Source organism: Spiroplasma ixodetis (assembly GCF_040369795.1).
Lineage (GTDB): Bacteria > Bacillota_I > Bacilli_A > Mycoplasmatales > VBWQ01 > Spiroplasma_E > Spiroplasma_E ixodetis_B.
The window spans coordinates 578064-593387 of the sequence record NZ_AP028955.1 but is presented as its reverse complement, the minus strand read 5'-3'; the positions used below and the strand labels follow the sequence as shown (position 1 = coordinate 593387).

The following is a 15324-nucleotide window of genomic DNA, read 5'->3' as shown; positions in this document are numbered from 1 at the left end:
ATATTCTAACTGTAGTTTTTTGTAGTTGGTCTTTCAATTTCAATTTCAGTTGAATCAATTAAATAAAATTGAAATTCATTTAAATCTTCTTGTTTTTTCTCAATTTTTGATTTATATTTTGTTTTTAAAAACTGATAATCTTTGTCATCACTAAGTTTATTTTCTACTCAAGTAATATTTCGAAAACAACTTGATGCACTCATTTTATATTTAATACTCATTTGGAAAAAAGTATAATATTCTTTTCAGTATACTAAAGTCATCATCAATCTTTCTTCAACTGAAAGTTTATATTTTCTACCTTTATTTTTTTTAAATTTTCTATTTCAATTAATTTTGTTAACATTTCATCAAAATGAAAACGTTTTATACCAAAATATCTATAAAATTGTTCATTTTTTAATTTTTTTAAATTTTCAAAATTCATTTTTATCAACACCTTATTAATTTATTAATAAAGAAATTATAAAATAAATTTTAAATTATTAATTGACTTTTAAAAAATTTATTTACGGAATATGTCTAGTGAAGACTTACGAATAAAAGTAATAGAAGCCTATGAAAGTAAAAACATGAAAATTAAAGAAATTTGTAAAGTGTTCAATATTACTAGAAAGACTTTATTCTTATGAAGAAAAAGAAAAAAAGAAAATGGGCATATAAAACCAATTTTTAATTATCAAAAAGGACATAGCCACAAAATAAAGTATTTAGATGAATTAAAAAATTATTTAGTGCAAAATAAAGATGTTACAGTTCAAAAAGTAATTGAAAAATTTGGTGATATGACTAAAGAAATAGTTTATAACTATTTCAAAAAACTAAATTATACAAATAAAAAAACTTTTCTATATGAACAAAGAGATAAAAATAAACAAGAAGATTTTTTAAAAGAAATAGCTAAAATAATGAATTAAGATTTAGTATTATATATTGATGAATCTGGAATTGATGATAATGAATTTTATAAATATGGTTGATCTGAAAAAGGTAAAAGATTATTTGATAATAAACCCGCATATAAAATAAAAAGAATGAGTATAATTCGTTCACTAAATAAAGGTAAATTAAAAGCCCTATGAGCATTTGAAGGACATTGCAACAGTAAAATTTTTGAATCATATGTAAAAAATATACTAATTCCAGTATTAAAGCGTGGACAAATTATAGTTTTAGATAATGCAACGTTTCATAAATCTAAATTAACACAAAAATTAATTGAAAATGCTGGATGCAAACTATTATTTCTTCCACCATATTCTCCTAATTTAAATCCAATTGAACATTTTTGATTTGCTATAAAACATAATATAAGAAAAATATTACCAAATTATTGACCAAATATTAAAAAAGCGATTGATTTTGTTTTTCAATATATGAGTAAACATTACTTTAGTTAACTATAAATGAATATTGTCTCTTGAAACTTTTATGTGTGTTCGGAAAGTTCGTCGGATGTGTTTTCATGCAGATTAAATCTGGTTTGTATTTACACCTGTTGATGGATGGGTTACACTTTATTGGACACTAATTACGTAGACAAGTGAACAAATTAGTTAAAAGAAAGAAATTATAATTATGGCAAATATTAACTCATATTCAGATGAATTTAAAAAACAAATAGTAGCTTTATATCAAAGTGGTAAGTCAGTGTCTTGTCTTGCTAAAGAGTACAATGTTACAAGAGCAGCTACTTATAATTGAATTAAGCAATTTACTAATTCAGGCAGTTTTAAAACCAAAGATAACCGTTCTGCTGAAGAAAACGTATTAATTGGATAAATTAAGAAAAGAATTAAAACAATTAAGAATGGAAAATGATATTTTAAAGCAAGCAGCACTAATAATAGGCAGAAAATAGAAATTATTACTAAAAATAAAGTTAAATATAAAATTCTTACAATGTGTCGTTTTTTAAAAATCTCTAAATCAACATATTATTTTAATTTCAAGAAAAAAGAAGATAAAATTCAAAATAATATGTATGATGAAGTTGTTATTAGTGCTTTTAAAGAAAATAAAGAAGCTTATGGAACAAGAAGATTAAAAGTTGTTCTAAAAGAAAAGAAAATTAATTTATCAAGACGAAAAATTAAAAAAATTATGAATAAACATAATTTAATATCAAAATACACTAAATTATCATACAAAAATTATCATAATAAAGTCAATGATAGTCAAATTACTAATCTTGTTAATAGAGACTTTAATAATAGGCTTAAAAATAAAGTTATTGTTAGTGATTTAACTTATGTTCAAGTTAATGGTAAATGAAACTATATTCGCTTATTAATCGACCTGTACAATCGCGAAATTATTGGACATAGTGTAGGTACTAAAAAAGATGCGTCATTAGTATATCAAACATTTATGCGCTCAAATCGTTGTTTAAAAAATATTCAAATATTTCATAGCGATCGCGGTAATTAATTTAATAATAAAAATATTGATAAACTTTTATTAGCCTTCAATATTACCCGCTCTTTAAGCAAAAAAGGTTGTCCTTATGATAACGCTGTTGCTGAAGCAGCTTTCAAAACTTTCAAAACAGAGTTTATTAATGATAAAAATTTTACATCATTAATCCAATTAAAATTAGAATTATTTGATTATATCAATTGATACAACAACATAAGAATCCACAGCACTCTAAACTACTTAACCCCCATAAAACACCAAGCACAAATGTCTACCAAAAAACAGTCCTAAAAAAGGTTGCCATTCCAATATAAAAAAATGTTATATTTTAATGGTTTTATGTCAGCATTTTTTACAAGTAATTTAGAAAGTATTATTGGTAATGGTGGTTTAATTCCCTTAAATGCTTTTACAAATGATAATGATTTTACTATTGGTAAATTATTAGGTGCTAATGTTTCAACAACTGCTATGACTATAGAGTAAGTGTTTATCGATGAGACCCTACTACTGGTCAGAAATTAACTATAAAAGAACAAATAAGTACAGTTGATTTATCACAAAAGAAAAATAATAAAGTGTAACCCATCCAAAGTTTATATTTTAGCAGAAGATACTGAATTTTTAGATATTGCTTCACCATTTACAAATGAAGATAAAGATTTTCAATGAAATCCTACAAGTAATGGAGTTATAATCTTGAAAACTTGCATTTAAACCTTCACTATCATCAATATTACCAATATCATTTAATTTAATAATAATAGGTGTAAATCAGTTTTTAGAATTAGTATAATTTAATCCTAAATATTTATTTGAATATATTGCATTCATATTAAAATTAAAATTAAATGTGATACTTTCATAATCATCTTTAGACATATTCCGTAAATAAATTTAATCAATTGTCAATAATAATATTTATAAATTTTTTAGTGTTAATAATTATAGAAGTTAATATTTTTAAAAAAATACTTTAAAAATAAATTTATATTTCAAACACAAAAATTGTTAATATTATTTTTATATTAACTTGATAAAAATTTAAATTTTTAAAAAAATATTAAAAATATTTTTTTATTTTAATGGTTTTGTTTTATTAAAAATTTCACAAAGTAAGTTAAATCTTAAGTAAATAAGTCTAAATATACTTTTTCTACATTTATTTATTAAAATTTTGAATCTTTTTAATCAAGCAAAAACATGTTCAACTTTAATTCTAATTTTTGAAATAATTTTATTGTAGTTTTTTTCTTGTTTAGTTAATTTTTTATTTTTAGTTTTTTTAATTGGTAATATAGTATTTTTATAAATATTTTGTATTCCTTGATATCCCAAATCACCAATAATTATTGTTTTTTCTGAAAATTCAAGATTTGAATTTTTTAATATTTGAAAATCATGTACTTTTCCATTATCAGCAAAAATATCAACAATTTTTTTATTAAAAAGTCATATATAATTTGAAATTTTATAGAAAAATTCAACTTTTACCAGAAAAATATTCTAACTGTAGTTTTTTGTAGTTGGTCTTTCAATTTCAATTTCAGTTGAATCAATTAAATAAAATTGAAATTCATTTAAATCTTCTTGTTTTTTCTCAATTTTTGATTTATATTTTGTTTTTAAAAACTGATAATCTTTGTCATCACTAAGTTTATTTTCTACTCAAGTAATATTTCGAAAACAACTTGATGCACTCATTTTATATTTAATACTCATTTGGAAAAAAGTATAATATTCTTTTCAGTATACTAAAGTCATCATCAATCTTTCTTCAACTGAAAGTTTATATTTTCTACCTTTATTTTTTTTAAATTTTCTATTTCAATTAATTTTGTTAACATTTCATCAAAATGAAAACGTTTTATACCAAAATATCTATAAAATTGTTCATTTTTTAATTTTTTTAAATTTTCAAAATTCATTTTTATCAACACCTTATTAATTTATTAATAAAGAAATTATAAAATAAATTTTAAATTATTAATTGACTTTTAAAAAATTTATTTACGGAATATGTCTTTTAAATTTATCAATATTTTCATATCCATAATCTTTAACATTAATATGTATATAGTTTAAAAATTTACCGATTTCTTGATTTTCTCTTCAATTTGGTTTCATTCTATAGTAATGTATATCTTTACTTGATAATGGTTCAGAAATATTATTATTAATTCCATATTTACTTTGATTACTTAAATCAATAAATATATGATGCGCTCTCTCTATTATTGGTGCTGGATGAATTGATTGTGGATAATTAAATGGTTGGTTAAATTTAAAAGTATTATTTGCTAAAATATAGCTAACTAAAGTAATAGACATATTCCGTAAATAAATTTAATCAATTGTCAATAATAATATTTATAAATTTTTTAGTGTTAATAATTATAGAAGTTAATATTTTTAAAAAAATACTTTAAAAATAAATTTATATTTCAAACACCAAAATTGTTAATATTATTTTTATATTAACTTGATAAAAATTTAAATTTTTAAAAAAATATTAAAAATATTTTTTTATTTTAATGGTTTTGTTTTATTAAAAATTTCACAAAGTAAGTTAAATCTTAAGTACATAAGTCTAAATATACTTTTTCTACATTTATTTATTAAAATTTTGAATCTTTTTAATCAAGCAAAAACATGTTCAACTTTAATTCTAATTTTTGAAATAATTTTATTGTAGTTTTTTTCTTGTTTAGTTAATTTTTTATTTTTAGTTTTTTTAATTGGTAATATAGTATTTTTATAAATATTTTGTATTCCTTGATATCCCAAATCACCAATAATTATTGTTTTTTCTGAAAATTCAAGATTTGAATTTTTTAATATTTGAAAATCATGTACTTTTCCATTATCAGCAAAAATATCAACAATTTTTTTATTAAAAAAGTCATATATAATTTGAAATTTTATAGAAAAAATTCAACTTTTACCAGAAAAATATTCTAACTGTAGTTTTTTTTAGTTGGTCTTTCAATTTCAATTTCAGTTGAATCAATTAAATAAAATTGAAATTCATTTAAATCTTCTTGTTTTTTCTCAATTTTTGATTTATATTTTTTTTAAAAACTGATAATCTTTGTCATCACTAAGTTTATTTTCTACTCAAGTAATATTTCGAAAACAACTAGATGCACTCATTTTATATTTAATACTCATTTGGAAAAAAGTATAATATTATTTTCAGTATACTAAAGTCATCATCAATCTTTCTTCAACTGAAAGTTTATATTTTCTACCTTTAGTTTTTTTTAAATTTTCTATTTCAATTAATTTTGTTAACATTTCATCAAAATGAAAACGTTTTATACCAAAATATCTATAAAATTGTTCATTTTTTAATTTTTTTAAATTTTCAAAATTCATTTTTATCAACACTTTATTAATTTATTAATAAAGAAATTATAAAATAAATTTTAAATTATTAATTGACTTTTAAAAAATTTATTTACGGAATATGTCTTTTAAATTTATCAATATTTTCATATCCATAATCTTTAACATTAATATGTATATAGTTTAAAAATTTACCGATTTCTTGATTTTCTCTTCAATTTGGTTTCATTCTATAGTAATGTATATCTTTACTTGATAATGGTTCAGAAATATTATTATTAATTCCATATTTACTTTGATTACTTAAATCAATAAATATATGATGCGCTCTCTCTATTATTGGTGCTGGATGAATTGATTGTGGATAATTAAATGGTTGGTTAAATTTAAAAGTATTATTTGCTAAAATATAGCTAACTAAAGTAATAGACATATTCCGTAAATAAATTTAATCAATTGTCAATAATAATATTTATAAATTTTTTAGTGTTAATAATTATAGAAGTTAATATTTTTAAAAAAATACTTTAAAAATAAATTTATATTTCAAACACAAAAATTGTTAATATTATTTTTATATTAACTTGATAAAAATTTAAATTTTTAAAAAATATTAAAAATATTTTTTATTTTAATGGTTTTGTTTTATTAAAAATTTCACAAAGTAAGTTAAATCTTAAGTACATAAGTCTAAATATACTTTTTCTACATTTATTTATTAAAATTTTGAATCTTTTTAATCAAGCAAAAACATGTTCAAATTTAATTCTAATTTTTGAAATAATTTTATTGTAGATTTTTTCTTGTTTAGTTAATTTTTTATTTTTAGTTTTTTTAATTGGTAATATAGTATTTTTATAAATATTTTGTATTCCTTGATATCCCAAATCACCAATAATTATTGTTTTTTCTGAAAATTCAAGATTTGAATTTTTTAATATTTGAAAATCATGTACTTTTCCATTATCAGCAAAAATATCAACAATTTTTTTATTAAAAAAGTCATATATAATTTGAAATTTTATAGAAAACATTCAACTTTTACCAGAAAAATATTCTAACTGTAGTTTTTTTAGTTGGTCTTTCAATTTCAATTTCAGTTGAATCAATTAAATAAAATTGAAATTCATTTAAATCTTCTTGTTTTTTCTCAATTTTTGATTTATATTTTGTTTTTAAAAACTGATAATCTTTGTCATCACTAAGTTTATTTTCTACTCAAGTAATATTTCGAAAACAACTTGATGCACTCATTTTATATTTAATACTCATTTGGAAAAAAGTATAATATTCTTTTCAGTATACTAAAGTAATCATCAATCTTTCTTCAACTGAAAGTTTATATTTTCTACCTTTAGTTTTTTTTAAATTTTCTATTTCAATTAATTTTGTTAACATTTCATCAAAATGAAAACGTTTTATACCAAAATATCTATAAAATTGTTCATTTTTTAATTTTTTTAAATTTTCAAAATTCATTTTTATCAACACCTTATTAATTTATTAATAAAGAAATTATAAAATAAATTTTAAATTATTAATTGACTTTTAAAAAATTTATTTACGGAATATGTCTAATGTTTACTTATAAATAATGTAAAATAATAATATGTAATTTAAACAGTTTTTGAATTTAAAAGTACAATTCAGCAATATTTAAAATAGATTAGGAAGATTAAATTATACCAAAACCATACAGTGAAGACTTACGAAGAAAAGTAATAGAAGCCTATGAAAGTAAAAACATGAAAATTAAAGAAATTTGTAAAGTGTTCAATATTACTAGAAAGACTTTATTCTTATGAAGAAAAAGAAAAAAAGAAACTGGGCATATAAAACCAATTTTGAATTATCAAAAAGGACATAGCCACAAAATAAAGTATTTAGATGAATTAAAAAATTATTTAGCGCAAAATAAAGATGTTACAGTTCAAAAAGTGATTGAAAAATTTGGTGATATGACTAAAGAAACAGTTTATAACTATTTCAAAAAACTAAATTATAAATATAAAAAAACTTTTCTATATGAACAAAGAGATAAAAATAAACAAGAAGATTTTTTAAAATAAATAGCTAAAATAATGAATGAAGATTTAGTATATATTGATGAATCTGGAATTGCTGATAATGAATTTTATAAATATGGTTGATCTGAAAAAGGTAAAAGATTATTTGATAATAAACCCGCATATAAAATAAAAAGAATGAGTATAATCGGTTCACTAAATAAAGGTAAAAAATTAAGGTAATGTTTAGTAATCTGTGTAACTTACAAAAATAACTATGTTTAATTAATTCTAGTAAATAAAATTAAATAAATAGAAAGAGTGAGTTACGTATGTCTAAAAAACAAAATATTAATAATAATGATCCAATATCAAAAGCAGTAGATTTATTACTAGAAAATACTGAAGATTTAACAACAGTTTTTAAAGAGGGAGGTTTATATAAAGAATTAACAAAAAGATTAGTTGAAAAAATGTTGAATTCTGAAATGCAAAATTATTTAGGATATGAAAAAAATCAACATAATACTAGTGAAAATGCTCGTAATGGTATAAATTAAAAAAAATTAATAACCCAAAAAGGTAAAATTGAGATTAATGTACCACGAGATCGTAATAGTAATTTTGAGCCAGTAATAGTTGCAAAAAGACAAAGAAGATTTGATGGTTTTGATCAACAATTTCTTTCATTATATGCCAAAGGCATGACTTTATCAGATATTAGAATGCAGTTACAAGAGTTATATCATGGTGCTGATATTAGTGAAAGTGTTATTAGTCAAATTACTGATGATTTTATTGATGATGTTAAAGCATGACAAAATCGGCCATTAGAAAGTCTTTATCCGATTGTTTATTTTGATTGTATAGTAGTTAAAGCACGACAAGATAAACACATTATTAACAAATCAGTTTATATAGCACTAGGAGTTGATTTAGAAGGTAAAAAAGATGTTTTAGGTTTATGAATTAGTGAAAATGAAGGTTCTGAGTTTTGATTATCTAATTTCACAGAAATGAAAAATCGAGGCTTAAATGATATTCTTATTGCTTGTAGTGACAATTTAACAGGAATGTCAGAAGCAATACAATCATTTTATCCTAAAACCGAACATCAATTATGCATAGTTCATCAAATTAGAAATAGTTTAAAATATGTTTCATACAAACATAGAAAATCACTAGTTACAGATTTAAAACCAATTTATAGTGCATGTAGCGAAGAACAAGCAATGCAAGCTTTAGAATCTTTTGAAAGTAAATGGAATAAACAATATCCTCAAATTGCTAAATCATGATATAAAAATTGAGATAATTTAATGGTTTTTATTAGTTATCCTGCAGAAATCAAAAGAGTGATTTATACAACAAATGCTATTGAATATGTTAATAGTCAATTACGAAAAGTTATTAGAAATAAAAAAGTTTTTCCAAATGATATGGCAGTTTTTAAAATATTTTACTTAGCAATTGAAAATATAACAAAAAAATGAACACTGCCCATTCAAAATTGAAATACAGCAATTGCTCATTTTATGATAAAATTTGAAGATAGAATTAATCTAAACTAGTAACTTTGTAAAAAGATACACAGATTTTTAAAAAGCCTCTTTTTTTCATATCCTAAATAATTTTGCATTTCAGAATTCAACATTTTTTCAACTAATCTTTTTGTTAATTCTTTATATAAACCTCCCTCTTTAAAAACTGTTGTTAAATCTTCAATATTTTCTAGTAATAAATCTACTGCTTTTGATATTGGAACATTATTATTAATATTTTGTTTTTTAGACATAAGTAAATCACTCTTTCTATTTATTTAATTTTATTTACTAGAATTAATTAAACATAGTTATTTTTGTAAGTTACACAGATCACTAAACATTACCTATTTTTTTAAAAATTTAAATTTTTATCAAGTTAATATAAAAATAATATTAACAATTTTTGTGTTTGAAATATAAATTTATTTTTAAAGTATTTTTTTAAAAATATTAAATTCTATAATTATTAACGCTAAAAAATTTATAAATATTATTATTGACAATTGATTAAATTTATTTACGGAATATGTCTAATGAAAGAACTTGTTGATCAAAACCATCAAATCTTCTTTGTCTTTTTGCAACTATTACTGGCTCAAAATTACTATTACGATCTCGCGGTACATTAATCAATTTTACCTTGTTGGGTTATTAATTTTTTTGAGCTTATACCATTACGAGCATTATCACTATTATTATGTTGATTTTTTTCATATCCTAAATAATTTTGCATTTCAGAATTCAACATTTTTTCAACTAATCTTTTTGTTAATTCTTTATATAAACCTCCCTCTTTAAAAACTGTTGTTAAATCTTCAGTATTTTCTAGTAATAAATCTACTACTTTTGATATTGGATCATTATTATTAAGATTTTGTTTTTTAGACATACGTAACTCACTCTTTCTAGTTATTTAATTTTATTTACTAGAATTAATTAAACATAGTTATTTTTGTAAGTTACACAGATTACTAAACATTACCATGCAAACTATTATTTCTTCCGCCATATTCTCCTAATTTAAATCCAATTGAACATTTTTGATTTGCTATAAAACATAATATAAGAAAAATATTACCAAATTATTGACAAAATATTAAAAAAGCGATTGATTTTGTTTTTCAAGATATGAGTAAACATTACTTTAGTTAGCTATATATAACTATTCGTAATGTTAAAATTTTAAAACAAGTTGGTAGTTATATTATTTCAGCACCACCACGTACTGGCAAATCTGCTCTTGCTTGTTGTCTAGCGCAAACTCATAAGAAAAGAGTAGTTAGTCCTTTTCCTATTAAATTAAAAAATGGTTATTCTTATTTAGTAAATTATAATGATGTTTTTACTTTTAATCAGTTAGCAAGTAATTATGCTTTTGAGGAAGAAGATTTAATAATTTTAGATGAATTAGCATTAAAAATAAATTCTAATGATTTAGGAATGCAATTTAAAAATCAACAAGAAAGTTTAGGACAATTTTGTAAATTAATAGGTCATATGTTTAATGGTACAATGTATTTGATTGAACAACACCATAATAGAATACCAGTACAAGCATGTGAAAAAGTGGAATATGTTGTTCAAGTTAAAAAAATGCGTGTTTTATTATTTTTTGTTGTATTTAATATTAATTTGTATACTAATATTGATGATTATAATAAAGTATTATTTTCACGACGTAAAACCAAGAAAGTTTAAGAAAGGTATAATGTCTCCAAGTTATAGTGGTGAAGCAATGACTATAACTTTATTTTTTCCTAGATATTGATTGAAAAGGTATAATTCTAGGGCATTGCATTATGTGCATGAACTTAAAAGTGAATTGTCACCTAAGAAACAACTCAAAGAAGCAAGTAATATTGATATGACTTATAATGATATTAAATCTGCTGGTTTAGATAAATTGGATAATATTTTAAAAGGAGAAAAAAATGTTAATCGAAAAAATTAATATATTAAAAAAAGCAAAAGAAGAATTGGATAAATACATATTTTTTATTGAGAAAAAAAGTGAAGAAATAGTTGAGCAAATTTAATCTTTAGAAAATAAAATTAAACGTTTAAAAAAACTAAAAAAATCAAAAAAAATACAACTATTTTCAAATATTAATAAACAAATTAAAGAAACAGAATTAAATATAAAAACTTTAATAGAAGAAATTGATGAAAATGAAAAAAATGCACAACCATTTAAAAATTCAAAATTAAATATTTTAAAAGAAATTATTGATTTACAAGGTAAGTTATATGAAAATGAAGTTAAGAAATATAAAGAAATATTTGAACAATTAGATTCTATTTTAAAAAATAAAAACTTTGAAGAATTAGAACATTCTATATATCCATCTAAGAAAAATCTGGATGGGTTACAATTTATTGGACACTAATTACGTAGACAAGTGAACAAATTAGTTAAAAGAAATGAATTATAATTATGGCCAATATTAACTCATATTCAGATGAATTTAAAAAACAAATAGTAGCTTTATATCAAAGTGGTAAGTCAGTGTCTTGTCTTGTTAAAGAGTACAATGTTACAAGAGCAGCTACTTATAATTGAATTAAGCAATTTACTAATTAAGGCATTTTTAAAACCAAAGATAACCATTCTGTTAAAGAAAATTAATTAATTAAATTAAGAAAAGAATTAAAACAATTAAGAATGGAAAATGATATTTTAAAGCAAGTAGAACTAATAATAGGCAGAAAATAGAAATTATTACTAAAAATAAAGTTAAATATAAAATTCGCACAATGTGTCTTTTTTTAAAAATCTCTAAATCAACATATTATTTTAATTTCAAGAAAAAAGAAGATAAAATTCAAAATAATATGTATGATGAAGCTGTTATTAGTGCTTTTAAAGAAAATAAAGAAGCTTATGGAACAAGAAGATTAAAAGTTGTTCTAAAAGAAAAGAAAATTAATTTATCAAGACGAAAAATTAAAAAAATTATGAATAAACATAATTTAATATCAAAATACACTAAATTATCATACAAAAATTATCATAATAAAGTCAATTATAGTCAAATTACTAATCTTGTTAATAGAGACTTTAATAATAGGCTTAAAAATGAAGTTATTGTTAGTGATTTAACTTATGTTCAAGTTAATGGTAAATAAAACTATATTTGCTTATTAATCGACCTGTACAATCGCGAAATTATTGGGCATAGTGTAGGTACTAAAAAAGATGCATCATTAGTATATCAAGCATTTATGTGCTCAAATCTTTGTTTAAAAAATATTCAAATATTTCATAGCGATCGCGGTAATCAATTTAATAATAAAACTATTGATAAACTTTTATTAGCCTTCAATATTACCCGCTCTTTAAGCAAAAAAAGGTTGTCCTTATGATAACACTGTTGCTGAAGCAACTTTCAAAACTTTCAAAACAGAATTTATTAATTATAAAAATTTTACATCATTAATCCAATTAAAATTATAATTATTTGATTATATCAATTGATATAACAACATAATAATCCACAGCACTCTAAACTACTTAACCCCCATAAAACACCAAACACAAATGTCTACCAAAAAACAGTCCTAAAAAAGGTTGCCATTCCAATCCTTTTGAAGAAGATGGTGATACAGAATTATTTGATAGTATTAGTTTGTCAATAACTAAAATTAAGGATTTAGAACAAAAAATATTTGATTTTGAAGAAAAAAATAAAGAAATATTAGATAAAATTGATTTACTTGAACGTGATATTCAAGATTTAAGAGCAAAAAAAGCAGAAAAAAATTGACAAATAAATTTTGTAAATACTATTAGTTTTGGTATTTTTAAATATGTTAGAAACAAAAAAGTTAATAAATAAATTAAAGAAATAAAATTGAAAACAAGAAATTTAAGAGAAGAAATAAATGAAAATGAAAAAAATATTAAACTACTTAAAGTTTTAAAATTAAATATTTTTGAAAATATTATTAATTTACAAGTCAGTTTGATTAATAAAATTACAAATGAAAAAAAATTAAGAAATTTTTGATAAATTAAATTTTATTTCAGAAAATGAAATATCAAAGCAATTTGATGAAATTAATCCTTTTTCTAGTAAAAAAGAATTAATTTCAAGAGTTAATAGTCAATATAGTGATCTTGGTTTTGAAACAGATATTGAAAAAAATCAATCTTGTTTTAGTTTGCCAAATGAAGATAAAGCAGAAGAAAAATTAAGTTCTTCTTTGAGATCAATAAATTCTTTATAAGAAAAAAAGATTTTAGTTAAGAATGGATTTAAAAAGTTATTATTTAAAATAACTTTTTAAATTTATATATTAAATATAATTAATTATCAATGATATTATCGGCAATTAAATATAATAAATAAGTAACATTATGTACTTATTTATTTCAATGTTATAATTATTTTAAGATTAAATTTAAAAATATATAATTAGATTGGAAGTAAAAAATGATTCCCGAATATCGATTATTTAACCATCTTTTGCTTTTAAAAAGTAATTATTTTTTTAAGCGCGAAATTAAAAAAAAATTAGGTCATTTAAAAGCAAAAGATTATCGTAATACTTATAACTTAATATTTAATAGTAATCAAAATTTAATGTTTATGAAAATAATAAGTGTTTATTTATATTTCAATAAAATTTCTTATAAAGAATATTTAAGATTAGTTGCAAATTTTATATTAACTATTTCTGCTTTAATTCCTACTTTTAAGCTTCAAGAAAAACAGTTAGATGATTATCAAAATGCCAAGGAACTTTTATTATTACTTGGATGTAAAGATCAAATAAAAGTTTGGTTTGATGATACTTCTAATGCAGTATTACCTGATTTTTTGATAAATAATTCTAATTTGAAAAAAGAAAGTTTGCTAATAATTAAAAGATTGGTAAATATTAGTGGTAATATTTTTATTAATTTAACTAAGAATGAAACAAACATAAAAAATAATTATGAGTTTGGAAGTTTATTAATGTTATTTTATTTGTTGGATTTAGAAACTAGAAAAACATTGCTGACAAAAGATAGTACTGATTTAAATTTAAAAGCTTTTTTTTCATATGAAACTTTATTTACTAATAAGTTGATAATTTTAGATGAATTGGTTAAATGCGCTATGTGCTTAGAAAAAACTAATTTTAATTTTTATATTAGAATAATGAATTATTCTTTGTTAGGAAATTATCAATAAATTAAGGAGAAAAAATATGAATAATTATGATGTAAAAGTTGATAATATTAAAAGTAAATTTTTAAATATTAATAAAGATATTATTATTGCTTTACCTTCTATTTATGATCAAAATATTGCTTATGAAGTTTATTTAGTTTTTGATGGTAAAGATATGTTACTTAATAGTAATAGTAATATTTTATTTGAAAATAATAGTAATTGTATTTTTATTGGTATTGGTAGTACCAATAATATGACTCGTTTTAATGATTTAGCAACTTATACCAATGATTATGTAAAAATATTAATGACAAAATATTTTCCTGAATTAAAAAAAAGTAATATTGATTGTCTTGGTGGTAATGGTAAAAATTACTTAGAATTTATTATTAATGAGGTTATACCATTTGTTATTAAAAAGTTTAATTTAAAAATTAAAAATTTAAATTCCATTGGTTGTTCTTTGGGGGCATATTTTTGTTTACAAATGTTATATTTATCAAAATTACAATTTAAAAAATTATTATTATTTTCGCCAGCAATTTGATTTAATTCACAAATTATTGAAGATTTAAAAACTAAAGTTTTAAATAATAATCAACCTTTAATAGTTGAACTATGGGTAGGAAAAAAAGAACCAAAGTTTTTTGAAGGCAAATTAGTAACAAAATATGAAAGTAATACTATTGAATTAAAAACAATATTATCTAATAGAAAAATTACTACTAATCTGGTAATTGATGAAAATGGTGGTCATGGTTTTAAATGATGAATTAAATATATTAATGAAAATCCTTTAATTATTATTAGCTAATTGAAAGGTAATGTTTAGTAATCTGTGTAACTTAC

28 protein-coding genes and 2 pseudogenes are annotated in these 15324 nt (G+C 20.7%); 15 read left to right on the top strand and 15 right to left on the bottom strand.

Going from position 1 to position 15324, the window contains the following annotated elements; all coding sequences use genetic code 4:
- Window positions 1-5 precede the first annotated feature (5 nt).
- Complete coding sequence (locus tag ABWV63_RS04340; RefSeq protein WP_353306950.1) at window positions 6-269, bottom strand: transposase family protein; 264 nt, start codon at window positions 267-269, stop codon at window positions 6-8.
- Window positions 254-427: a hypothetical protein gene (locus ABWV63_RS04335; protein WP_353305886.1), complete on the bottom strand. Its 174-nt coding sequence runs from the start codon at window positions 425-427 to the stop codon at window positions 254-256. Before ABWV63_RS04335 ends, ABWV63_RS04340 begins: the two co-directional genes overlap by 16 nt.
- 91 nt (window positions 428-518) lie before the next feature.
- Here ABWV63_RS04335 and ABWV63_RS04330 point away from each other — a divergent pair, with 91 nt between their 5' ends.
- The 4 genes and pseudogenes from ABWV63_RS04330 (at window position 519) to ABWV63_RS04315 (ending at window position 2904) form a co-directional block, all read left to right on the top strand.
- On the top strand, window positions 519-917 hold the full coding sequence (locus ABWV63_RS04330; protein ID WP_353306953.1) for an IS630 transposase-related protein: 399 nt from the start codon (window positions 519-521) through the stop codon (window positions 915-917).
- 3 nt (window positions 918-920) lie between these two features.
- Window positions 921-1400 carry an IS630 family transposase gene (locus tag ABWV63_RS04325; protein ID WP_353307176.1) on the top strand — a complete coding sequence of 160 codons (480 nt, stop codon included), beginning with the start codon at window positions 921-923 and terminating at the stop codon, window positions 1398-1400.
- A 178-nt stretch (window positions 1401-1578) separates the two neighbouring features.
- Window positions 1579-2709 (top strand): annotated as a pseudogene (locus tag ABWV63_RS04320) (IS3 family transposase).
- Between the two features lie 27 nt (window positions 2710-2736).
- Window positions 2737-2904: a hypothetical protein gene (locus ABWV63_RS04315; protein WP_353306952.1), complete on the top strand. Its 168-nt coding sequence runs from the start codon at window positions 2737-2739 to the stop codon at window positions 2902-2904.
- A gap of 138 nt (window positions 2905-3042) precedes the next feature.
- On the opposite strand, the gene ABWV63_RS04310 is transcribed toward ABWV63_RS04315, so the two are convergent.
- The 10 genes from ABWV63_RS04310 to ABWV63_RS04265 form a co-directional block, all read right to left on the bottom strand.
- Window positions 3043-3300: a hypothetical protein gene (locus tag ABWV63_RS04310; RefSeq protein WP_353306951.1), complete on the bottom strand. Its 258-nt coding sequence runs from the start codon at window positions 3298-3300 to the stop codon at window positions 3043-3045.
- A 195-nt stretch (window positions 3301-3495) separates the two neighbouring features.
- Window positions 3496-3807, bottom strand: a complete 312-nt coding sequence (locus ABWV63_RS04305) for a transposase family protein (RefSeq protein WP_353307175.1) — start codon at window positions 3805-3807, stop codon at window positions 3496-3498.
- Window positions 3808-3924: 117 nt separating this feature from the next.
- Window positions 3925-4188: a transposase family protein gene (locus ABWV63_RS04300; protein WP_353306950.1), complete on the bottom strand. Its 264-nt coding sequence runs from the start codon at window positions 4186-4188 to the stop codon at window positions 3925-3927.
- Window positions 4173-4346: a hypothetical protein gene (locus ABWV63_RS04295; RefSeq protein ID WP_353305886.1), complete on the bottom strand. Its 174-nt coding sequence runs from the start codon at window positions 4344-4346 to the stop codon at window positions 4173-4175. The genes ABWV63_RS04300 and ABWV63_RS04295 overlap by 16 nt, the downstream gene beginning before the upstream one ends.
- Window positions 4347-4428: 82 nt before the next feature.
- A complete protein-coding gene (locus tag ABWV63_RS04290) occupies window positions 4429-4749 on the bottom strand; it encodes a hypothetical protein (RefSeq protein WP_353306949.1) in 321 nt (106 codons plus the stop codon).
- 195 nt (window positions 4750-4944) lie between these two features.
- Entirely contained in the window at window positions 4945-5295 is a 351-nt protein-coding gene (locus ABWV63_RS04285) for a transposase family protein (RefSeq protein ID WP_353307174.1), read from the bottom strand.
- Window positions 5296-5607: 312 nt separating this feature from the next.
- Window positions 5608-5796, bottom strand: a complete 189-nt coding sequence (locus ABWV63_RS04280; RefSeq protein ID WP_353306102.1) for a hypothetical protein — start codon at window positions 5794-5796, stop codon at window positions 5608-5610.
- 82 nt (window positions 5797-5878) lie between these two features.
- Window positions 5879-6199, bottom strand: coding sequence for a hypothetical protein (locus tag ABWV63_RS04275; protein WP_353306949.1), 321 nt, complete (start codon window positions 6197-6199; stop codon window positions 5879-5881).
- A 193-nt stretch (window positions 6200-6392) separates the two neighbouring features.
- Window positions 6393-6800, bottom strand: coding sequence for a transposase family protein (locus ABWV63_RS04270; protein ID WP_353306948.1), 408 nt, complete (start codon window positions 6798-6800; stop codon window positions 6393-6395).
- A 7-nt stretch (window positions 6801-6807) separates the two neighbouring features.
- Entirely contained in the window at window positions 6808-7245 is a 438-nt protein-coding gene (locus ABWV63_RS04265; RefSeq protein ID WP_353306947.1) for a transposase family protein, read from the bottom strand.
- Window positions 7246-7511: 266 nt separating this feature from the next.
- Here ABWV63_RS04265 and ABWV63_RS04260 point away from each other — a divergent pair, with 266 nt between their 5' ends.
- From ABWV63_RS04260 to ABWV63_RS04250, 3 genes and pseudogenes are all read left to right on the top strand, one after another.
- Window positions 7512-7835, top strand: coding sequence for an IS630 transposase-related protein (locus ABWV63_RS04260; RefSeq protein WP_353306946.1), 324 nt, complete (start codon window positions 7512-7514; stop codon window positions 7833-7835).
- A gap of 12 nt (window positions 7836-7847) precedes the next feature.
- On the top strand, window positions 7848-8015 hold the full coding sequence (locus tag ABWV63_RS04255; RefSeq protein ID WP_353306945.1) for a transposase: 168 nt from the start codon (window positions 7848-7850) through the stop codon (window positions 8013-8015).
- 89 nt (window positions 8016-8104) lie between these two features.
- Window positions 8105-9343, top strand: a pseudogene (locus tag ABWV63_RS04250) (IS256 family transposase).
- Here the strand turns inward: ABWV63_RS04250 and ABWV63_RS04245 are convergent.
- The 3 genes from ABWV63_RS04245 to ABWV63_RS04235 all read right to left on the bottom strand — a co-directional run bounded on the left by ABWV63_RS04245 (window position 9340) and on the right by ABWV63_RS04235 (window position 10205).
- On the bottom strand, window positions 9340-9567 hold the full coding sequence (locus tag ABWV63_RS04245) for a hypothetical protein (protein ID WP_353306944.1): 228 nt from the start codon (window positions 9565-9567) through the stop codon (window positions 9340-9342). The pseudogene ABWV63_RS04250 and the gene ABWV63_RS04245 sit on opposite strands and share 4 nt — an antisense overlap.
- A gap of 262 nt (window positions 9568-9829) precedes the next feature.
- Window positions 9830-9949: a transposase gene (locus tag ABWV63_RS04240; protein WP_353306943.1), complete on the bottom strand. Its 120-nt coding sequence runs from the start codon at window positions 9947-9949 to the stop codon at window positions 9830-9832.
- Window positions 9942-10205 (bottom strand): transposase, encoded by a 264-nt coding sequence (locus tag ABWV63_RS04235; RefSeq protein ID WP_353306942.1) that lies wholly within the window; start codon window positions 10203-10205, stop codon window positions 9942-9944. The genes ABWV63_RS04240 and ABWV63_RS04235 overlap by 8 nt, the downstream gene beginning before the upstream one ends.
- A 551-nt stretch (window positions 10206-10756) precedes the next feature.
- On the opposite strand from ABWV63_RS04235, the gene ABWV63_RS04230 reads away from it, so the two are divergent.
- From ABWV63_RS04230 to ABWV63_RS04195, 8 genes are all read left to right on the top strand, one after another.
- Complete coding sequence (locus ABWV63_RS04230; protein ID WP_353306941.1) at window positions 10757-11014, top strand: hypothetical protein; 258 nt, start codon at window positions 10757-10759, stop codon at window positions 11012-11014.
- A 37-nt stretch (window positions 11015-11051) separates the two neighbouring features.
- Window positions 11052-11267 (top strand): hypothetical protein, encoded by a 216-nt coding sequence (locus ABWV63_RS04225; protein ID WP_353306940.1) that lies wholly within the window; start codon window positions 11052-11054, stop codon window positions 11265-11267.
- A gap of 483 nt (window positions 11268-11750) precedes the next feature.
- Window positions 11751-11897 (top strand): transposase, encoded by a 147-nt coding sequence (locus tag ABWV63_RS04220; protein WP_353306939.1) that lies wholly within the window; start codon window positions 11751-11753, stop codon window positions 11895-11897.
- 173 nt (window positions 11898-12070) lie between these two features.
- A complete protein-coding gene (locus tag ABWV63_RS04215; protein ID WP_353306938.1) occupies window positions 12071-12442 on the top strand; it encodes an IS3 family transposase in 372 nt (123 codons plus the stop codon).
- A 6-nt stretch (window positions 12443-12448) separates the two neighbouring features.
- Window positions 12449-12682 (top strand): DDE-type integrase/transposase/recombinase, encoded by a 234-nt coding sequence (locus ABWV63_RS04210; protein ID WP_353307173.1) that lies wholly within the window; start codon window positions 12449-12451, stop codon window positions 12680-12682.
- 260 nt (window positions 12683-12942) lie between these two features.
- Entirely contained in the window at window positions 12943-13152 is a 210-nt protein-coding gene (locus tag ABWV63_RS04205; RefSeq protein WP_353306937.1) for a hypothetical protein, read from the top strand.
- Window positions 13153-13905: 753 nt separating this feature from the next.
- Window positions 13906-14493: a hypothetical protein gene (locus ABWV63_RS04200; protein ID WP_353306936.1), complete on the top strand. Its 588-nt coding sequence runs from the start codon at window positions 13906-13908 to the stop codon at window positions 14491-14493.
- A gap of 16 nt (window positions 14494-14509) precedes the next feature.
- Window positions 14510-15289, top strand: coding sequence for an alpha/beta hydrolase-fold protein (locus ABWV63_RS04195; protein WP_353306935.1), 780 nt, complete (start codon window positions 14510-14512; stop codon window positions 15287-15289).
- Window positions 15290-15324 lie beyond the last annotated feature (35 nt).